General features: G+C 59.5%; 15 protein-coding genes. 5 read left to right on the top strand and 10 right to left on the bottom strand.

Annotated elements, in window-relative coordinates; all coding sequences use genetic code 11:
- From BJ928_RS26115 to BJ928_RS26100, 4 genes are all read right to left on the bottom strand, one after another.
- Entirely contained in the window at nt 1-798 is a 798-nt protein-coding gene (locus BJ928_RS26115; protein WP_047633351.1) for a class I SAM-dependent methyltransferase, read from the bottom strand.
- A 154-nt stretch (nt 799-952) separates the two neighbouring features.
- A complete protein-coding gene (ubiA, locus tag BJ928_RS26110) occupies nt 953-1,867 on the bottom strand; it encodes a 4-hydroxybenzoate octaprenyltransferase (RefSeq protein ID WP_047633469.1) in 915 nt (304 codons plus the stop codon).
- A 122-nt stretch (nt 1,868-1,989) separates the two neighbouring features.
- Nucleotides 1,990-2,661 carry a DsbA family oxidoreductase gene (locus BJ928_RS26105; protein WP_047633352.1) on the bottom strand — a complete coding sequence of 224 codons (672 nt, stop codon included), beginning with the start codon at nt 2,659-2,661 and terminating at the stop codon, nt 1,990-1,992.
- Between the two features lie 90 nt (nt 2,662-2,751).
- Nucleotides 2,752-4,563: an extracellular solute-binding protein gene (locus tag BJ928_RS26100; protein ID WP_047633353.1), complete on the bottom strand. Its 1,812-nt coding sequence runs from the start codon at nt 4,561-4,563 to the stop codon at nt 2,752-2,754.
- 263 nt (nt 4,564-4,826) lie between these two features.
- Between BJ928_RS26100 and BJ928_RS26095 the strand changes: the two genes are divergently transcribed.
- Together BJ928_RS26095 and BJ928_RS26090 are read left to right on the top strand one after the other, a co-directional pair.
- A complete protein-coding gene (locus tag BJ928_RS26095; protein ID WP_047633354.1) occupies nt 4,827-5,486 on the top strand; it encodes an invasion associated locus B family protein in 660 nt (219 codons plus the stop codon).
- A gap of 263 nt (nt 5,487-5,749) precedes the next feature.
- Nucleotides 5,750-6,154 carry a GNAT family N-acetyltransferase gene (locus BJ928_RS26090; protein ID WP_197070138.1) on the top strand — a complete coding sequence of 135 codons (405 nt, stop codon included), beginning with the start codon at nt 5,750-5,752 and terminating at the stop codon, nt 6,152-6,154.
- Between the two features lie 88 nt (nt 6,155-6,242).
- On the opposite strand, the gene hspQ is transcribed toward BJ928_RS26090, so the two are convergent.
- The 3 genes from hspQ to BJ928_RS26075 form a co-directional block, all read right to left on the bottom strand.
- Nucleotides 6,243-6,572 carry a heat shock protein HspQ gene (gene hspQ, locus BJ928_RS26085; RefSeq protein ID WP_047633356.1) on the bottom strand — a complete coding sequence of 110 codons (330 nt, stop codon included), beginning with the start codon at nt 6,570-6,572 and terminating at the stop codon, nt 6,243-6,245.
- Between the two features lie 214 nt (nt 6,573-6,786).
- Nucleotides 6,787-8,196, bottom strand: a complete 1,410-nt coding sequence (gene glnA / locus BJ928_RS26080; RefSeq protein ID WP_047633357.1) for a type I glutamate--ammonia ligase — start codon at nt 8,194-8,196, stop codon at nt 6,787-6,789.
- Between the two features lie 63 nt (nt 8,197-8,259).
- On the bottom strand, nt 8,260-8,598 hold the full coding sequence (locus BJ928_RS26075) for a P-II family nitrogen regulator (protein ID WP_015339877.1): 339 nt from the start codon (nt 8,596-8,598) through the stop codon (nt 8,260-8,262).
- A 348-nt stretch (nt 8,599-8,946) separates the two neighbouring features.
- On the opposite strand from BJ928_RS26075, the gene BJ928_RS26070 reads away from it, so the two are divergent.
- Nucleotides 8,947-10,422, top strand: coding sequence for a bifunctional ADP-dependent NAD(P)H-hydrate dehydratase/NAD(P)H-hydrate epimerase (locus BJ928_RS26070; protein WP_047633358.1), 1,476 nt, complete (start codon nt 8,947-8,949; stop codon nt 10,420-10,422).
- A gap of 2 nt (nt 10,423-10,424) precedes the next feature.
- Here BJ928_RS26070 and BJ928_RS26065 read toward each other — a convergent pair whose 3' ends face one another.
- Both BJ928_RS26065 and uvrA read right to left on the bottom strand, forming a co-directional pair.
- Nucleotides 10,425-11,231, bottom strand: a complete 807-nt coding sequence (locus BJ928_RS26065) for a DUF72 domain-containing protein (protein WP_047633359.1) — start codon at nt 11,229-11,231, stop codon at nt 10,425-10,427.
- 33 nt (nt 11,232-11,264) lie between these two features.
- Complete coding sequence (gene uvrA, locus BJ928_RS26060) at nt 11,265-14,186, bottom strand: excinuclease ABC subunit UvrA (protein ID WP_047633360.1); 2,922 nt, start codon at nt 14,184-14,186, stop codon at nt 11,265-11,267.
- A gap of 271 nt (nt 14,187-14,457) precedes the next feature.
- Here uvrA and BJ928_RS26055 point away from each other — a divergent pair, with 271 nt between their 5' ends.
- Nucleotides 14,458-15,027, top strand: coding sequence for a single-stranded DNA-binding protein (locus BJ928_RS26055; protein ID WP_047633471.1), 570 nt, complete (start codon nt 14,458-14,460; stop codon nt 15,025-15,027).
- A 52-nt stretch (nt 15,028-15,079) separates the two neighbouring features.
- Here the strand turns inward: BJ928_RS26055 and BJ928_RS26050 are convergent, their stop codons facing one another.
- Nucleotides 15,080-15,712, bottom strand: coding sequence for a MarC family protein (locus BJ928_RS26050; protein WP_047633473.1), 633 nt, complete (start codon nt 15,710-15,712; stop codon nt 15,080-15,082).
- 225 nt (nt 15,713-15,937) lie between these two features.
- Here BJ928_RS26050 and gyrA point away from each other — a divergent pair, with 225 nt between their 5' ends.
- A complete protein-coding gene (gene gyrA / locus BJ928_RS26045) occupies nt 15,938-18,733 on the top strand; it encodes a DNA gyrase subunit A (RefSeq protein ID WP_047633361.1) in 2,796 nt (931 codons plus the stop codon).
- Nucleotides 18,734-18,775: the final 42 nt, after the last annotated feature.

Here is an 18,775-nt window from a genome sequence, read left to right as displayed (position 1 = left end):
TCAACGCTCTTTGCGGCTGATAAAAAGCCCGGTTTCCTTCTCGGTTTCAAGCACGCCGCCGCCAGCCTCGAACGCTTCGGCAATGGCCTTGCGAAATGCGGCTAGCTGCGTGTCATCGGCCTCATCGCCAGGAGGATAGGAGGTGAGGGCGAGGTACACGTCTTCCTGTTTGGTCACGCGCAGGAGGGCCGGGTGCTCGGTTATCCTCACATTGCCGAACTGGGTCTGCATCAGCCGTTCCGCTGCATCGAATCCGAAGGCCGAGCCGGCTGGGTCGTAAGGCGGGCTGCCGAAGGCAGTGGTCAGCTCATACAGCTTGCGCATGTTGTCGGCTCCGTTAGTCGTGACCGCGACGAAGCCGCCGGGCTTCAGAACCCGATACATCTCCGCGATGGCCTTGAACGGGTCCGGCAGGTGATAGAACATATGCATCGCAATGACGGCGTCAAAGGAGTCGTTTGCAAAAGGCAGGGTTGCGGCGTCGGCTTGCCGGCCGGTGACGCTACCAAAGGGCAAGGCCGTGCATCGCTCGACGGCTTCCTGGACCATGCCCTGAGAGAGATCAGCGAGCGTGAGGTCCAGATTGTCAGGCAGTGACGCGGCGGTTGCCGCCCAGAACCATCCGGGGCCGCAGCCGATATCCAGAACGCGATCGCCTGATTTCAAGGGAAGCTGCTGCGCTACCCACGGAAACCAGCCGATCTCGGCAATCATATATTCACTGTTGAGGCGGGCGCGTGCTGCCAGCTTGCTGCTGTCCGCATATTGCTTGTCACTGACGGAGGTTATCGACGACATGTCCGGCTCCTCCCGATCTAAAGTCGAAATCCAGAATTTGTTTCTTCTAGCGCCGTTCAACCAAGCGCCGGTCTTCAGCTTCGGGCCGATTTCGGGTGACAGCCTACAATGGAGAAGCGCTTGATGCCAACTCTCTTTATGGTTGGTCGCCCGCCTAGAGAGTTCCAGCCGAGGCCGCGGCAGCCAGCAACACGCCGGTCAGAATATTCGCCAGGAATAGTCGATAGTTGAGGTCTGGGCGCTCAAGGTCGAGGCGCCAGGTCTGCCATCCGAGATGCGCGGCGATGACGAGCATTCCTATGGCATAGGGAAAAGACATGCCGACCATCCAGCCTCCGATCGACCAGGCGGCAACGGTGACGGCGTAGAACAGACCGATACAAGCCTTGCCGTGCTCACCAAACAGGATTGCCGTCGATTTCAAGCCGAGTCTCCTATCGTCTCTCTCGTCGACATAGGCATAAACTGTGTCGTATCCGATCTGCCAGGCGATGGCTCCAAGCCACATGAGAAACGCACCGGCGGGAATTTTTCCCATGACCTCCGACCACGCCATCAGCATCCCCCAATTGAACGCAGCGCCGAGGACGGCCTGGGGCCAATGGGTGAAGCGCTTGCAGAACGGATAAACGAAGACGAGCGGCAGCACGCAGATTGCGACGAGACGCGTCAAGGGTGACAGGAAAAGCAGAAGCGAAGCGGCCAGCGCGAGTTCTGCCGCCAGAAACAGCGCCGCCTGCGGCACGCCGATCTGTCCGCTCGCCAATGGCCGAAAGCGCGTGCGTTCCACATGGCCGTCGAATTTCCGGTCGGCAATGTCGTTGGTGGTCGAGCCGGCGCTTCGCATCAGCAATGCGCCGAGGGAGAAGACGATCAACTGCAGGATACCGGGAAAGCCGTGCGAAGCCTGGATAAGCGCTGCCCAGCAAGGAAAGAGCGTGAGCCATATTCCGACCGGGCGGTCGAGTCGCGCAAGCCGCGTATAGGGACGCAATGCCGGGGGCAACCGACGATCCACCCAGTCTCCCAGCTTTATGTCGCTTAGATCGGGACGAGTGGGAGCGTTCATCATCGAAGTCCGGCGGCTAGATCAAGGAAGGAAGGTAGGCGTTTCGTCCATGCTGCAGCGGCATCGAGCGGGGCTACCCCAATTTGACCCGGTGGTCGCCAATAACAGTCAGCGGCGCTCGTTCAATTCATCCCGGCGCGCGCCTCAGCCTTCATCTTGGCGATATCGCGCAGCGCCTCGGCAAGCACGTCCGGCGTCTGGGCGCCGCTCACCGCATATTGCTGATCGAAGATGAAGAAGGGAACGCCGTTGACGCCGATCTTCTGGGCGGCGTCGATTTCGCCGACGATGAGATCGCGGTCCGCGTCGGAGGCAAGCAGCGTGGCGATGACGGAGCGGTCGAGGCCGGCCTTTTCAGCAATATCGAGCAGAACCGCGTGATCGCCGACATTGCGGCCCTCTTCGAAATTGGCCTTGAAGAGGGCGTCCACCATCTTGTCCTGCTTCTCGCGGCTTTCGGTGACGGCCCAGTGGATGAGGCGATGGGCGTCGAGCGTGTTCGGGCCGATCTTGATCGCGTCGAAATCGAATTTGATGCCCACTTCTCGGCCGAGATCGGTCAGCATCTTGTGCCCCTGCGCCACGCGCTCCGCGCCGCCAAGCTTCTGTTCCAGCGCCTTCTTCTGGTCGACGCCTTCGGGCGGATAGTCCGGGTTCAGGCGGTAGGGGCGCCAGTTGAGGTCGACGCCCACCGTGTCCTGCACTTCGGCAATGGCGAGCTCCAGTCGCGCCTTGCCGAGATAGCACCATGGGCAAACGACGTCCGAGACGATGTCGATCGTGATGCGTTCCATGGCTCTATCCTTTCGGTTTTGGGCTCTCCCACTCCATCTAGGCCTTTGCGGCGGCGGCTTCAACCAGTTACCGAAAGGGAACCATGGAGGCTACTGTACTGACGCGTCCCACCAGACCGGCAACTGATAACCATAGAGCGGCAGTATGTCGGGATGGGCGATATGGCTTCGCCGCGCCACCCATTGCTGCGCAATATGGTAGAGCGGCACGACGTAGTAACCCGAGAGCAGGATGCGATCGAAGGAACGCACGGCATCGCGGAAATCCTCGGCGGAATGTGCCGTCAGGAAGTGATTGATGAGGGTGTCGACATCCGGATCTTCGACGCCGGCAAAGTTGAGACTGCCCGGCGTCTTGGCGGCTGCGGAACTCCATCGTCCTACCTGTTCGATGCCTGGCGACAGCGATGAAGGGTAGGATTTGATGATGACGTCATAATCATAGTTTGTCGTTCGCAGCTGATATTGCGAATCGTCGACGGTGCGGATGGTGACAGCGATGCCGAGCAGCGCGAGAGAGCGGCGATAGGCGATGGCGATACGCTCCTGATCCGCATTCTGCGTCATGATCTCGAAGCTGAGTTGGCGGCCGGCACCGTCGACCATGCGCTCGCCCTTGATCGTGTAGCCGCCCTGCTTCAGGAAGTTGACGGCCTTGCGCAGGATCTTGCGGTCGCGACCAGTGCCATCGCTGACCGGCAGCTTGTAGGTGCCGTCAAGCAGGTCGGCGTCGATATGGTCCTTGATGGGGCCAAGCATCGCGAGTTCGTTGGCATCGGCGGGTACGCCGAAGGATGAAAGATCGGAGTTCTGCCAGTAGCTTTCGGTGCGCGTATAGGCGCTGGAGGCAAGGTTGCGGTTGAACCATTCGAAATCGAAGGCGAGCGCCAGTCCCTTGCGCACATTCTTGTCGGCGAAGATCGGCCGGCGCGTGTTGAAGACGAAACCCAGCATGCCGCTCGGTGTTTTCGGCGTGAACGTCTCCTTGACAACGGCGCCGGAGCTTACCGCCGGGAAATTGTAGGCCTGTTGCCAATGAGCCGGGCTGCCATCCTTATAGATGTCGATGTCGCCCTTCTTGAAGGATTCGAACACGGTCGTATCCTGCAGGAAGTAGTTCACCACGATCTGATCGTAATTGTCGACGCCGACCTTCGCCGGAATGTCCTTGCCCCAGTAATCGGGATTTCGTTCGAAGGTGATTCGTTGGCCGGGGTCCAGGCTTTTCACCCGATATGGGCCCGAGCCGATCGGGGTGCTGAGCGTCGTGCGGTCGAAGCTGTCAGGGTCGCTCGCATGTTTCGGCAGGATGGGCACGGACGACGCGATAATAAGCGGGGTTTCGCGATTGGCCTTGTCGTTGAAACGGACCATGACGCCGTGTTCGCCAACCTTTTCGATCGAAGCGATCGTATCGAGCCAGGAAGAAAAGGGAACGCGCCCCTTGTCGCGCAGAAGCTGGAAGGTGAAGATCACATCTTCGGCTGTCACCGGCTGTCCGTCGGACCATTTGGCGGCAGGATTGAGATTGAACTGGATATAACTCCGGCTGTCGTCCCATTCGACCGTTTGCGCCAGCAGCCCGTAAAGCGTGAAAGGCTCATCCTGAGAGCGCTGCATCAGCGGCTCATAGATGAGATTGCCGAATTCCGGGTCCCACATGCCGCGCGCCGTCGTGCGCATGCTCTTCAGAATGAAGGGATTGAGATTGTCGAACGTGCCGACCACGCCATAGCTGATACGGCCGCCCTTCTTCACATCCGGGTTGACATAGGGGAAATGCTTGAAGTCCGCCGGCAAGGCCGGATCTCCGTGCATGGCGATGCCATAAAGCGGTTGCGCCGCGGCGGCATTGCATAAGGTTGCGAAGAGCAGGAAGACAGCGATCCGGAGCGCTTGCATGGCATCCTTTCCGGTAAGGGCACGATTCGGCCGAACATTATCATGAGCGTGCCGAATTCAACACGCGACTGCGGAAATCTTAGGACTTGGCAGAAAAGACCAAAGAAAAGCTGGATATCCGTGCGAGTGCGATGTAACAGGGGTGCCGGGTTTCCCGGGTCATGTATTTGCCTTATTCATTCGACAGGTGAACGACGGATTGACCCGATTGCATGGGACGGCACGCTGTCGTCCCGAGGCGGATTTCAGGAGGCGGTTTCGCTATGATGTTCAAGACTGACAACAAAATGCGGGCAGGTCTCTCTGCTCTGGCTCTCATGATCGGCGCGGCCATGCCGGCAGCTGCCTTTGCTCAGGACGCATCCAATGCAGCTCCTGCCGACGGTGGTGGCGATCCCAACCAGCCGCGTCTCGGCTGGTACAAGACCTGCACCAAGCAGGACGATGCCGATATTTGCATCGTGCAGAACCTGATCATGGCAAACAACGGCCAGTTGGTAACGGCCGTCGGCCTCATCTCCGTAGACGGCAAGGTCAACCGTAAGATCCTGCAGATCTCGGTTCCGACTGCTCGCCTCATCCCGCCCGGCATCACCATGCAGGTCGATGGCGGCAAGGGCCAGAAGCTCGATTACGCCGTTTGCCTTCCGGACAAGTGCACCGCCGAAGTCCCGGTCACCGACGCGATGATCGCTTCGCTGAAGAAGGGCACCGACGTCACCTTCACCTCGGTAAACTTCCGCCGCGCTCCGAACCCGATCAAGATTTCGCTGACCGGCTTTGGCGCCGCCTTTGACGGCCCGGCAATCTCCGACTCCAAGCTTGCCGAAAGCCAGAAGAGCCTGCAGGACAGCATGCAGAAGAAGGCTGAGGAAGCCCGCAAGAAGCTGGAAGACGCGCAGAAGGCCGCCAAGCAGCAGTAAGCTGCGATACATCTCAAGAGATTGGTAAAGGCTTGGTCGAACAAGCTTTTCGAAGTCCAGACTACCGAACGCCGCTTGCATCGAATTGTTGCAGGCGGCGTTTTGTGTCAGAGCTTGCTTCCTGGCGGTCCGATCATCGTTGAATTTGTCCCGCAAGTCGCCCGAAGAGCCGGCGGCCCATTTCGTCGGCCTTTATGTTCGTGATATGTTCTCCGTCCGTTGGAGCTTTGGAGAATCTTTGAATGCGGAAGCCTCAAGTCGTGGTGAGTGACAATGTCACCGCCGAAATGACGCAATTGATCGGCGGCGGTTTGAATGACTTCAATGACGAAGTTACGGGTTATGCCGACCGCAAGCCGATTGCGGTCGTTGCCATTGACCCATCCACGGGCGCGGTTATAGGCGGCGCAACCGGCAGATCGTCATTGGGATTGCTTTTCCTTGAGCTTTTCTACCTTCCGCCCGAACATCGGGGCGCGGGTCTGGGAACAGAGATCCTGCATGCCTTCGAAGAGGAGGGGCGACGGCGTGGTTGTGTCGCGGCGGTGCTTTATACGATCAGCTTCCAAGCTCCCGGCTTCTACGAGCGGCACGGTTGGCGCCGATTTGGCGAGATCGGCTGTGAGCCGCCCGGTACAAGCAGGATCTTTTTTTCCAAACATCTTTGATTGAAGACAAAAAATCGAGACTTGTTGAGCAAAGAAAAAGGGAGACCGCAACAGCAATCTCCCTGAATTCCTCGATACACAACTGGCCCTAGTGGGCGAAGCTCATCTTGGGCTTGAGCTCTCCTGTCGGGGCGCGGTCAAAGACCTGGGCAATCTGCGGATTGCGCAAGGGAACACCGCTCTCGTCATTTACGAGGTTCTGTTCCGATACGTATGCGACATATTCCGTCTCGTCGTTTTCGGCGAGAAGGTGATAGAAGGGCTGGTCCTTTTCGGGCCGCACTTCCGCCGGAATGGAATTCCACCACTCCTCGGTGTTTGCGAATTCCGGATCGACATCGAAGATGACACCACGGAAGGGGAACATCCGGTGTCGAACCACGTCGCCAATATTGAATTTTGCGTTTCGTTGTTTCATGGCACGACTTCCTTTCAAGCAATCATGTGGTGACTTTCACCACTGATATCAAGGATTTTGCCCCCATTCCTTCATTGAACTGTCACATTCCGGCTTGGAACTCTCCAGTCGGCGGAGGTTCGAGGTCATTTGAGGGTTATCATCCCGCGGTACGCCTGCCCGACAAGCTCGTATGAAGAAGAAGCCCCGGTTTCCCGGGGCCTCTGAAGTTGTATCAGACCGAATAGTACATGTCATATTCGACCGGATGCGGCGTCATCTCGAAGCGCATGACTTCCTGCATCTTCAGTTCGATGAAGGCATCGATCTGGTCGTCGTCGAAGACGCCGCCGGCGGTCAGGAACTTGCGGTCCTTGTCGAGGCTTTCAAGCGCTTCGCGTAGCGAGCCGCAAACCGTCGGGATCTTCTTCAGTTCCTTCGGCGGCAGGTCGTAAAGATCCTTGTCCATGGCCTTGCCGGGATGGATCTTGTTCTTGATGCCGTCGAGACCGGCCATCAGCATGGCGGCGAAACCGAGATAGGGATTGGCGGTCGGGTCGGGGAAGCGGACTTCGACGCGCTTGGCCTTCGGGTTCGAGCCGAACGGGATGCGGCAGGAGGCGGAACGGTTGCGAGCCGAGTAGGCGAGCAGAACCGGAGCTTCATAACCCGGGACGAGACGCTTGTAGGAGTTCGTCGACGGATTGGTGAAGGCGTTGATCGCCTTGGCATGCTTGATGATGCCGCCGATGTAGTAGAGGCAGCTCTCGGACAGGCCTGCATATTCGTCGCCGGCGAAGGTCGGCTTGCCGCCCTTCCAGATCGACTGGTGAACGTGCATGCCAGAGCCGTTGTCGCCGAAGATCGGCTTCGGCATGAAGGTTGCCGTCTTGCCATAGGCATTGGCGACCTGGTGCACGACGTACTTGTAGATCTGCATGCCGTCGGCGCTGCGAACCAGCGTCTCGAACTTGATGCCGAGTTCGTGCTGTGCGGCGGCGACTTCGTGGTGATGCTTCTCGACCACGACGCCCATCTCGGTCAGTACCGTCAGCATCTCCGAGCGCATGTCCTGGCAGCTGTCGATCGGCGGAACCGGGAAGTAGCCGCCCTTGACGCGCGGACGGTGGCCGAGGTTGCCGGTCTCATAGTCGGTGTCGTCGTTGGACGGCAGTTCGCTGGAATCGAGCTTGAAGCCGGTATTGTAGGGATCGGCCTTGTACTTGACGTCGTCGAAGACGAAGAATTCGGCTTCCGGGCCGAAGAAGGCGGTGTCGCCGATGCCGGAGGCCTTGAGATAGGCTTCGGCCTTCTTGGCGGTGCCGCGCGGGTCGCGATTATAGGCTTCGCCGGAGACCGGATCGAGAATATCGCAGAGAATGACCATGGTGGACTGTGCGAAGAACGGGTCCATGTGGACCGTATCCGGATCGGGCATCAGCACCATGTCGGATTCGTTGATGGCCTTCCAACCCGCAATCGAGGAGCCGTCGAACATGACGCCGTCGGCGAACATGTCTTCGTCGACACAGACCACGTCCATGGTGAGGTGCTGCAGCTTGCCCTTGGGGTCGGTGAAGCGCAGATCGACGAACTTGACGTCGTTGTCCTTGATTTGCTTCAAAATTTCGCTTGCGGTCGTCATGAAATTACTTCCCTTGACATAGATGACGATTAAACGAGCCGCGGCCGGAAAGGGCCGGGCGGATTAGATGGCGTCGATGCCCGTTTCGCCGGTGCGGATTCGAATGACCTCTTCCACGTTGGAAACGAAAATCTTTCCGTCGCCGATACGGCCTGTTTGCGCAGCCTTGCGGATGGCCTCGATCACCGCCTCCGCATTTTCGTCCGCCAATACAACCTCGACCTTCACCTTCGGCAGGAAGTCGACGACGTATTCGGCGCCACGGTAAAGCTCCGTGTGGCCCTTCTGACGACCGAAGCCCTTCGCTTCCGTGACGGTGATGCCCTGCAGGCCGACTTCCTGAAGGGCTTCCTTCACTTCGTCGAGCTTGAAAGGCTTAATGATCGCTTCGATCTTTTTCATGAGAAAATGTCTCTCCGCTTCTCCTGATACAGCAGGACTACTCCCCGCTCGGCCAACGTAATGCACGTATCATGCCAGTTGAGAATGAGCTGCCGTAAAAAATCCCGGCAAATTTGCACCGAGACGATGAATTGATGAGGATTTTTCGGAAAAATGGAAGCGATTTCGCGCGGAAATGCGTGGGATAAGCAAAATTTCGCAAAAAGCAGCCATGCGTGGCATGTTTGTGCTTCGACAAGTCCTTGAATGCATTTGCATAATTATTATGCAAATGCATATTTATGGGTCAAATCCTCGGCCGGAATAGCGGTTGTTTTTGAGGCAGATTTCGCATCTATAATATCCGCCATGATGTTGCCGCTCGCCGATCTGCTCCTCACTCCCGACGATATGGCCGCCGTCGATCGCGCTGCTGCGCTATCCGGCATTGATTCCTATGGTCTTATGGAAAAGGCGGGACAGGCTGTCGCCGCTGCGGCACTCCGGCATTTCCCCGGGGCGCTTCGATATATCGTTCTTTGCGGACCGGGCAACAATGGCGGGGACGGGTATGTGGCGGCGGGCGCGCTGTGGCAGGCCGGGGCCAGTGTGCAACTCTTCCATCTGGGCGATCCGATGCGGCTCAAAGGGGATGCCGCCTGCGCTCTCGCCGATTGTCCTGTCGCAGGGGCAGCAGTTGGCGACTATGTCCCGAAAGCAGGAGATGTCGTGATCGACGCGATCTTCGGTGCGGGGCTCTCTCGTCCCATCCCGACTGAGGTGGCCGCCGTGATCGCGCGGATCGGGGAGGCGGGCATTCCCGTGATTGCCGTCGATCTGCCATCCGGCCTCGATGGGGGGAGTGGCCAGATCCTCGGCGCCGCCTTTCGTGCTGCGCGAACGGTGACGTTCATGACACGCAAGCCGGGTCATCTTCTCCTTCCAGGTCGCGACCTCTGCGGGGAAGTTGAGGTTTTCGATATCGGTATTCCCGGCCGCATCGTCCGCGCCCACGCCGACGGCCTGATCGCCGAAAACACGCCAGCGCAGTGGCAGGCAAAAATACCGTCCGAGGGCACCGAGACGCATAAATACAAGCGTGGCCATCTCGTCGTCTTTTCGGGCGGGCCGAATGCGACGGGGGCGGCCCGCATGTCGGCCATGGCCGGGTTGAAGGCCGGAGCGGGGCTCGTCACCATCGCCTCGCCGCCGGATGCGCTCAGCATCAATGCCGGCCTGCTGACGGCAATCATGCTGCATCCGGTCGATGATGAAGCCGCATTGCGGACATGGCTTGCCGATCAGCGGCTCTCGACCTTCATTCTCGGACCGGGTTTCGGTGCAGGCGAGCGTGCGCGGCAATTCTGCCTCGCGCTTGCGGATCGCCATCTCGTGCTCGATGCGGACGGCATCACTTCGTTTCGCGACAACCCGCAGCGATTGTTCGATGCTTTTGCCGAAGGACCGACCCGATTGGTGCTGACGCCGCACGAGGGAGAGTTTGGCCGCCTCTTTCCCGATATCGCCGCCGATGAGACTTTGAGCAAGATCGACAAGGCGAGGGCCGCGGCGGCAAGAGCCCATGCCGCCATCATCTACAAGGGCGCCGACAGCGTGATTGCCGCCCCTGATGGCAGGACACTAATCAATGCCAATGCGCCGCCCTGGCTTGCCACGGCCGGCTCCGGCGATGTGCTCGCCGGCATTGTCGGCGGGCTGATGGCGCAAGGGATGCCAGCCTTCGAGGCTGCAGCCGCAGGCGTCTGGCTGCATGGCTTGGCAGGCCAACATGCCGGCAAGGGTTTGACGGCCGAAGATCTCGTCGCGGCCGTCAAGCCACTTTAATGCTACTTGGCAACTTCCGCCTGCAATGCAATCGCGCCGGGTGGCGCATTCACCTTGCCCTCATGGATCATGAAGGCAAAGACATCGCGCGGCTCCGCCTTGACCTTGCGCTTGGCATCGATCAGCGGCAGATCATCGGGCAGATTGCCCGTGGCCCATGCTTTCAGCCGATCCGCCCAGGCTTTCAGATCCTTCGGCGGATAGCAGGTCTTGATATCGTCAGACCCTTTCTGCAGACGGGCATAGACGAAATCGGCCGTGACATCGGCAATCATCGGATAATCGAAATGTTCGGCACAGACCGGCGCGACATTGTATTTTTCGAGGAGTGCGACGAATTCGGGCACCTTGAAGGAATCGTGCCGGACCTCGACGACGTGTTTGAGCGCAAGGCCATCCTGCTTGGCCGGCAGCAGCTTCAGGAAAGACTCGAAATCATCCGGATCGAATTTCTTTGTCGGCGCGAACTGCCAAAGCAGCGGGCCTAGATGATCGCCGAGTTCGCTGATGCCCGACTCCAGAAATTTCTGCATGGATTCGCCGGCCTCGGAGAGAACGCGGCGATTGGTCACGAAACGCGTGGCCTTCAAAGAAAAAATGAAGCCGTCAGGTACATCGGCAGCCCATTTGGCGAAGACCTCGGGCTTCTGCGTACTGTAATAGGTGCCGTTGACCTCGATCACCCGCAGCTGACGGCTGGCGTAATTCAGTTCGTCCTTCTGCTTCAGCGTATCGGGATAAAAGGTCCCGCGCCAGGGTTCGAAAGTCCAGCCACCAATGCCTGTGCGGATTTCTCCCGCTTTGGTCATTCTCTCCTCCTTGGACGTCAGTCCGAGTAAACCTTACTCCGCCGCTGCAACCTTCTTCATCGGCCGCCGCTCCAGCAACTCCTTCAGGAATTGCCCCGTATAGGAGCGCTTCTCCTTGACGACCGCTTCCGGCGTGCCGACGGCGACGATCTCGCCACCGCCATCGCCGCCTTCGGGACCGAAATCGAGAATCCAGTCGGCGGTCTTGATGACTTCGAGATTGTGCTCGATGACCACGACGGAATTGCCCTGATTGACCAGCTCGTGCAGCATTTCCAGAAGCTTGGCGACATCATGGAAGTGCAGCCCGGTTGTGGGTTCGTCGAGAATATAGAGCGTGCGGCCCGTCGATCGCTTCGACAGTTCCTTGGCTAGCTTGACGCGCTGTGCTTCGCCACCCGAAAGCGTATTGGCCTGCTGCCCGACCTTGATATAGCCGAGGCCGACATCCTTCAGGCTCTGCAGCTTGTCGCGCACGGCGGGAACGGCGGCGAAGAAATCGACGCCTTCCTCGACCGTCATGTCGAGCACGTCGGCGATCGACTTGGTCTTGAAGGTGACATCGAGGGTTTCGCGATTGTAGCGTTTGCCGTGACAGACGTCGCAGGTGACGTAGACGTCAGGCAGGAAGTGCATCTCGATCTTGATGACGCCGTCGCCCTGGCACGCCTCGCAGCGGCCGCCCTTGACGTTGAAGGAGAAGCGGCCGGGCTGATAGCCGCGCGCCTTGGCCTCAGGCAATCCGGCAAACCAGTCGCGGATCGGCGTGAAGGCGCCGGTATAGGTCGCCGGGTTCGAACGCGGGGTGCGGCCGATCGGCGACTGATCAATATCGATCACCTTGTCGATATGCTCGAAACCGTCGATGCGGTCGTGGTCGGCTGGAATTTCGCGGGCACCCATGACGCGCCGCGCCGCCGATTTGTAGAGCGTCTCGATCAGGAAGGTGGACTTGCCACCGCCGGAAACGCCTGTGACAGCCGTGAAGACGCCGAGAGGGATGGAGGCCGTGACGTTCTTGAGGTTGTTGCCCCGTGCGCCGACGACCTTGATTTCCTTGCCCTTCTTCGGCTTGCGGCGCTCGTCCGGAACGGGCACGCCGAGTTCGCCGGAAAGATATTTACCGGTCAGTGACTTCGGGTTCGCCATGATGTCCTGCGGCGTGCCATGCGCCACCACCTGGCCGCCATGCACACCGGCCGCGGGGCCGATATCGACCACGTCGTCGGCCGTCAGGATCGCGTCCTCGTCATGCTCGACGACGATCACGGTGTTGCCGATGTCTCGCAGATGCTTCAGCGTCTCCAGAAGACGGGCATTGTCGCGCTGATGCAGGCCGATGGACGGTTCGTCGAGGACGTAGAGAACGCCCGTCAGGCCCGAGCCGATCTGCGACGCCAGCCTGATGCGCTGGCTTTCGCCGCCGGAGAGCGTGCCGGAATTGCGCGAAAGGCTGAGATACTCAAGCCCCACATCGTTGAGGAAGCGCAGGCGATCGCGGATTTCCTTGAGAATACGGACGGCAATCTCGTTCTGCTTGTCGGTAAAAGTTCCCGGCAGTGCATCGAACCAGTCGCGGGCGACGCGGATCGACATCTCGGCCACCTGGCTGATGTGCAGCTTGTCGATCTTGACCGCCAAAGCCTCTGGTTTCAGGCGATAGCCGTTGCAGGCCGGGCAGGGGGCTGCCGACATGAAACGCTCGATTTCTTCGCGCGCCCAGGCGGAATCCGTTTCTTTCCAGCGGCGTTCGAGGTTCGGCACGATGCCTTCGAAATTCTTGTGCGTGGTGTAGGAGCGCGCACCATCGGCATAATGGAATTCGATCTTGTCTTCAGTGCCGTTCAGGATCACGTCCTTGGCCTTGTCGGACAGCTCGTTCCAGCGGTTGCCGAGCTTGAAGCCGTAATGCTTGCCGAGTGCTTCCAGTGTCTGATTGTAATAGGGCGAGGTCGATTTGGCCCAAGGAGCGATGGCGCCGTCGCGCAGCGTGCGTTCCGGCTCCGGCACGATCAGCTCCGGATCGATCTTCTGCTGCGAGCCAAGGCCGTCGCAAGACGGGCAGGCGCCGAAGGGATTGTTGAAGGAGAACAGGCGCGGCTCGATTTCCGGAATGGTGAAGCCGGAAACTGGGCAGGCGAATTTCTCCGAGAACAGCACGCGCTCATGCGTCTCGTTCAGCGACTTATTGGCCGAACCGCCGGCGGCGGTTTCTTCCGGCGGCAGCGGCTTGTCGGCGAATTCCGCGACTGCAAGACCGTCGGCAAGGCGCAGCGAGGTTTCGAAGCTGTCGGCAAGGCGAGCGGCCATGTCGGGTCGGACGACGATACGGTCGACCACCACGTCGATGTCGTGCTTGTATTTCTTGTCGAGCGCCGGCACATCGGCGATCTCGTAGAACTGGCCGTCGACCTTGACGCGCTGGAAGCCCTTCTTCATGAGCTCCGCCAGTTCCTTCTTGTATTCGCCCTTACGGCCGCGAACGAGTGGCGCCAGAATATAGAGTCTGGTGCCTTCCTCGTAAGCGAGCACGCGGTCGACCATCTGGCTGACCGTCTGGCTCTCGATCGGCAGGCCCGTGACAGGCGAATAGGGCACGCCGACGCGGGCAAACAGCAGACGCATATAGTCGTAGATTTCGGTGACCGTGCCGACCGTCGAACGCGGATTGCGCGACGTGGTCTTCTGCTCAATCGAAATCGCCGGGGACAGGCCATCGATCTGGTCGACGTCAGGCTTCTGCATCATTTCGAGGAACTGGCGCGCATAGGCCGAAAGGCTTTCGACATAGCGGCGCTGGCCCTCGGCATAGATCGTATCAAAGGCGAGCGACGACTTGCCGGAGCCGGAGAGGCCCGTCATGACGATCAGCTTGTTGCGCGGCAGGTCGAGATCGATGCCCTTGAGATTGTGCTCACGCGCACCACGTATGGAAATAGTCTTCAGTTCGCTCATCGTCGTATGCAGGTCCCTTGGAGTCTGCCTTTATTTAGTGATGTCAGCCCGCGAGTCGAGGCTGAAATGATGGGTGGAGCCGGGTTTTCGATTCCGTTGACATCATCATAGGGATAAATTAGAACAAATAAAGAACAAAATTATCGCGGCGAATTCTTTGTGGATGAACGAAGCTCGGAAGGTCGCATAAATAGCACCCGACGCCCGCTATGGGTTAAGGTGCTTGGATGGAATTTCAAAGCCGTCGATGGGCGGCAAGCAGGGTGGTATCATGGCTGGTAGTGTGAACAAGGTAATTCTGATTGGAAATCTCGGGGCGGACCCGGAAATCCGTCGCACGCAGGACGGCCGGCCGATCGCCAATCTGAATATTGCGACATCGGAAACCTGGCGCGACCGCAATTCCGGCGAGCGCAAGGAAAAGACCGAATGGCATCGTGTCGTCATTTTCAACGAAGGTCTCTGCAAGGTCGCGGAACAATATTTGAAGAAGGGCGCCAAGGTCTATATCGAAGGCGCGCTGCAGACGCGCAAGTGGCAGGATCAGAACGGCCAGGACAAGTATTCGACCGAAATCGTGCTGCAGGGCTTCAATTCGACCCTGACAATGCTCGATGGTCGTGGCGAAGGCGGCGGCGGCTCCATGGAAGGCGGCAGCCGTGGCGGTCGCGGCGGCGGTGATTTTGGTGGCGGCTACGGCGGCGATTTCGGTGGTGACGACTACGGCCAATCGTCCTCGCAGGGCTCCTCCCGTGGCGGCGGTGGCAACCGTGGTGGTGGCAACCAGGGCGGTGGCGGCGGCAATTTCTCGCGCGATCTGGATGATGACATCCCGTTCTGAGATCGGCATACGCAGTTGATATTTGAAGGCCCGTCGCACTTGGCGGGCTTTTTCATGGAAGCTTCAATGCTGCCCTTGCCCCATCCACGACGAATTGCGCGGCAAGTGCCGCCAGGATGACCCCAAGCAGCCGCGTCAGGATGGCGCGGCCTGTCGCGCCGAGCATGCGGTCGAGCCTGTCGGAAATGGCAAGCGCCGCAAAGACGAGCGCGAGGTTGACGGCGATGACGCCGATTAGCTGCGCTCGATCAAGCGTCGTCTGCAGCGATCCCGCCAGAAGGATCGTCGCCGATATCGCGCCGGGGCCGGCGATCAGCGGCAAGGCGAGGGGGAAGACCGCGATATTGCGGATATGATCCTGTGTGATGGCGACCTCGGTGGTCTTTTCCTTCCTGTCCTGGCGCCGCTCAAACACCATCTCGAAGGCAATCCAGAAGAGCAGGAGGCCGCCGGCGATGCGGAAGGCGCCGATCGAGATGCCGAGCACGCCAAGCACGCTCGCGCCGAACAGGGCGAAGGCTGCCAGAATGAAGAAGGCGATGATCGAGCCGCGCAACGCCACCTGCTTGCGTTCGGAGCGGTTCATGCCGGCCGTGAGCCCGATGAAGAGGGGCGCGAGCCCCGGCGGATCGACGGTCACAAGCAGAGTCGTGAAGGCATTGATCAGCGTGTCCGCGCTCGCCATATAGTCCCCGAAGCTTGTTTTGTCGTTGTTGCCGGCCATTGTTATGCGAGGAATGGGCTTTCGCAAAGAGCAATGCTCCGCTATTGCCGGGTTACGCCACGGAAATGTTCGATTTCACGGCTTAAAGAGGCAAAAGTCTGTTCAAAAACATCGGCCCAAATTGGCGCTCGCGGAGCCTTTCCGCTATAAATTTCGCAGTGATTCTAAAAGAGATCGTGATCTGTTTTGACTGAGCAAACACCACCCGGCGGCGGGAAGCTCCCGCCAGGCATCGAGCCGATTTCCATCATGGAGGAAATGCAGCGGTCGTACCTCGATTACGCCATGAGCGTAATCGTCAGCCGCGCGCTTCCCGACGTTCGCGATGGTCTGAAGCCTGTTCATCGGCGCATCCTCTATGCGGCGCATCAGAGCGGCTATCACTGGAACCGCAAATATGTGAAGTCGGCCCGTCCGGTCGCCGACGTTATGGGTAGCTACCACCCGCATGGCGACGCCTCGATCTATGACGCCTTGGTCCGCATGGCGCAGGACTGGTCGATGCGCGTTCCCCTTATCGACGGGCAGGGCAATTTCGGTTCGATCGACGGCGATCCGCCGGCGGCGATGCGTTATACGGAATCGCGCCTGACGAAGGTCGCCCACGAGCTTCTTGAGGATATCGACAAGGAAACGGTCGATTTCCAGGAAAACTACGACGCGACCACGGAAGAGCCGAAGGTTCTGCCGGCGCGCTTCCCGAACCTGCTCGTCAACGGCTCCGGCGGTATCGCCGTCGGCATGGCGACGAACATTCCGCCGCACAATCTCTTGGAAGTGATCGACGGCTGTATCGCGCTGATCGACAATCCAGCGATCGAGCTGCCCGACATGATGCAGATCATCCCCGGTCCGGATTTCCCGACGGGCGCCAAGATCCTCGGTCGCGCCGGCATCCGTTCCGCCTACGAGACGGGCCGCGGTTCCGTCGTCATGCGCGGCGTTGCCACCATCGAGCCGATGCGCGGCGATCGCGAACAGATCATCATCACCGAAATCCCCTATCAGGTGAACAAGGCGTCGATGATCGAGAAGATGGCCGAACTCGTGCGCGAGAAGCGCATCGAGGGCATCTCGGATCTGCGCGACGAATCCGACCGTCAGGGCTATCGCGTCGTCGTCGAGCTGAAGCGCGACGCCAATGCAGATGTCATCCTGAACCAGCTTTATCGCTACACGCCGCTGCAGACCTCCTTCGGCTGCAACATGGTGGCGCTGAACGGCGGCAAGCCGGAGCAGATGAACCTGATGGACATGCTGCGCGCGTTCGTCGCATTCCGCGAAGAAGTCATCAGCCGCCGCACGAAGTATCTGCTGCGCAAGGCGCGTGATCGCGCCCACGTCTTGGTCGGCCTGGCTATTGCGGTTGCCAATATCGATGAAGTCATCCGCGTCATTCGCCAGGCACCGGACCCGCAATCGGCTCGCGAAGAGCTGATGACGCGGCGTTGGAACGCCGTGGACGTCGAATCGCTTATCCGGCTAATCGATGACCCTCGCCATCGCATCAATGAGGACGGCACCTACAACCTCTCGGAAGAGCAGGCGCGTGCGATCCTTGAGCTGCGTCTGGCGCGTCTGACTGCTCTCGGCCGCGATGAGATCGACGAAGAACTCAACCAGATCGGTGTGGAGATCAAGGACTATCTTGATATTCTGTCTTCGCGCGCACGTATCCAAACGATTGTAAAACAAGAGCTTGCTGCGGTTCGCGATGAATTCGGAACGCCGCGCCGTACCGAGATCGTCGATGGCGGTCTCGAGATGGACGATGAGGATCTGATCGCCCGCGAGGACATGGTCGTCACCGTTTCGCACCTTGGCTACATCAAGCGCGTGCCGCTGACCACCTATCGCGCGCAGCGCCGCGGCGGCAAGGGTCGCTCCGGAATGACGACCCGTGACGAAGACTTTGTTACCCGGCTATTCGTTCTCAATACCCATACGCCGGTTCTCTTCTTTTCCTCGCACGGTATCGTCTACAAGGAAAAGGTCTGGCGCCTGCCGATCGGCACGCCGACTTCACGCGGCAAGGCGCTGATCAATATGCTGCCGCTGGAGCCCGGCGAACGCATCACCACGATCATGCCACTGCCAGAGGACGAGGATAGCTGGGACAATCTCGACGTGATGTTCACAACGACGCGCGGAACCGTGCGCCGTAACAAGCTGTCGGATTTCGTTCAGGTGAACCGCAACGGCAAGATCGCCATGAAGCTCGAGGAGGAGGGTGATGAAATCCTCTCCGTCGAAACCTGCACCGAGCATGACGATGTGTTGATGACGACCGCGCTTGGCCAGTGCATCCGCTTCTCGGTCTCGGATGTGCGCGTCTTTGCCGGCCGCAACTCTATCGGCGTGCGCGGCATCACCCTCGCACCCGGCGATAGCATTATTTCGATGACGATCGTCCGGCATGTGGATGCGGAACCCTGGGAGCGCGCGGCCTATCTCAAGCGTTCCGTCAGCGAGCGTCGCTCGGCAACCGGAGACGATGAGGAAATCGCGCTGGTCGGCGAAGAGGTTGCCGAAGAGGGGCAGCTCGGCGACGAGCGTTACGAAGAGCTCAAGGCGTTGGAGCAGTTCATCTTGACGGTCTCTGAAAAGGGCTTCGGCAAGCGTTCATCCTCTTACGATTTCCGCATTTCCGGCCGCGGCGGCAAGGGCATCCGCGCCACCGACACCTCGAAGACGGGCGAGATCGGCGAACTCGTTGCCGCTTTCCCGGTCGAAGACGGCGACCAGATCATGCTCGTCTCGGATGGCGGTCAGTTGATCCGCGTCCCAGTCGGGGGCATCCGCGTCGCCAGCCGTGCGACCAAGGGCGTCACTATCTTCTCGACTGCAAAGGACGAGAAGGTCGTATCAGTCGAGCGCATCAGCGAGCCGGAAAGCGACGAGGAAGATGCCTCGTCAGCCGAGGATGATGCTGCTGCCGGCGAGGCAGGAAATGCAGGCGACGAGGGTGGCAGCGAAGAATAGAGGGCGCTGTCCTTGCCGGATAGGCCTTTGGCTGACCGGCCA

It is taken from the genome of Rhizobium sp. WW_1 (genome assembly GCF_003610155.1).
In the GTDB taxonomy this organism is placed as follows: domain Bacteria; phylum Pseudomonadota; class Alphaproteobacteria; order Rhizobiales; family Rhizobiaceae; genus Rhizobium; species Rhizobium tropici_A.
Note: the sequence above shows the minus strand (reverse complement) of the source record. Positions and strands in the feature narration are given on the sequence as shown.

What these genes read in the sequence shown, in the direction of transcription:
- BJ928_RS26115 (WP_047633351.1), bottom strand. Translation starts at nt 798, where the DNA reads ATGTCGTCGATAACCTCCGTCAGTGACAAGCAATATGCGGACAGCAGC.
- ubiA (WP_047633469.1), bottom strand. Translation starts at nt 1,867, where the DNA reads ATGAACGCTCCCACTCGTCCCGATCTAAGCGACATAAAGCTGGGAGAC.
- BJ928_RS26105 (WP_047633352.1), bottom strand. Translation starts at nt 2,661, where the DNA reads ATGGAACGCATCACGATCGACATCGTCTCGGACGTCGTTTGCCCATGG.
- BJ928_RS26100 (WP_047633353.1), bottom strand. Translation starts at nt 4,563, where the DNA reads ATGCAAGCGCTCCGGATCGCTGTCTTCCTGCTCTTCGCAACCTTATGC.
- BJ928_RS26095 (WP_047633354.1), top strand. Translation starts at nt 4,827, where the DNA reads ATGATGTTCAAGACTGACAACAAAATGCGGGCAGGTCTCTCTGCTCTG.
- hspQ (WP_047633356.1), bottom strand. Translation starts at nt 6,572, where the DNA reads ATGAAACAACGAAACGCAAAATTCAATATTGGCGACGTGGTTCGACAC.
- glnA (WP_047633357.1), bottom strand. Translation starts at nt 8,196, where the DNA reads ATGACGACCGCAAGCGAAATTTTGAAGCAAATCAAGGACAACGACGTC.
- BJ928_RS26075 (WP_015339877.1), bottom strand. Translation starts at nt 8,598, where the DNA reads ATGAAAAAGATCGAAGCGATCATTAAGCCTTTCAAGCTCGACGAAGTG.
- BJ928_RS26070 (WP_047633358.1), top strand. Translation starts at nt 8,947, where the DNA reads ATGATGTTGCCGCTCGCCGATCTGCTCCTCACTCCCGACGATATGGCC.
- BJ928_RS26065 (WP_047633359.1), bottom strand. Translation starts at nt 11,231, where the DNA reads ATGACCAAAGCGGGAGAAATCCGCACAGGCATTGGTGGCTGGACTTTC.
- uvrA (WP_047633360.1), bottom strand. Translation starts at nt 14,186, where the DNA reads ATGAGCGAACTGAAGACTATTTCCATACGTGGTGCGCGTGAGCACAAT.
- BJ928_RS26055 (WP_047633471.1), top strand. Translation starts at nt 14,458, where the DNA reads ATGGCTGGTAGTGTGAACAAGGTAATTCTGATTGGAAATCTCGGGGCG.
- BJ928_RS26050 (WP_047633473.1), bottom strand. Translation starts at nt 15,712, where the DNA reads ATGGCGAGCGCGGACACGCTGATCAATGCCTTCACGACTCTGCTTGTG.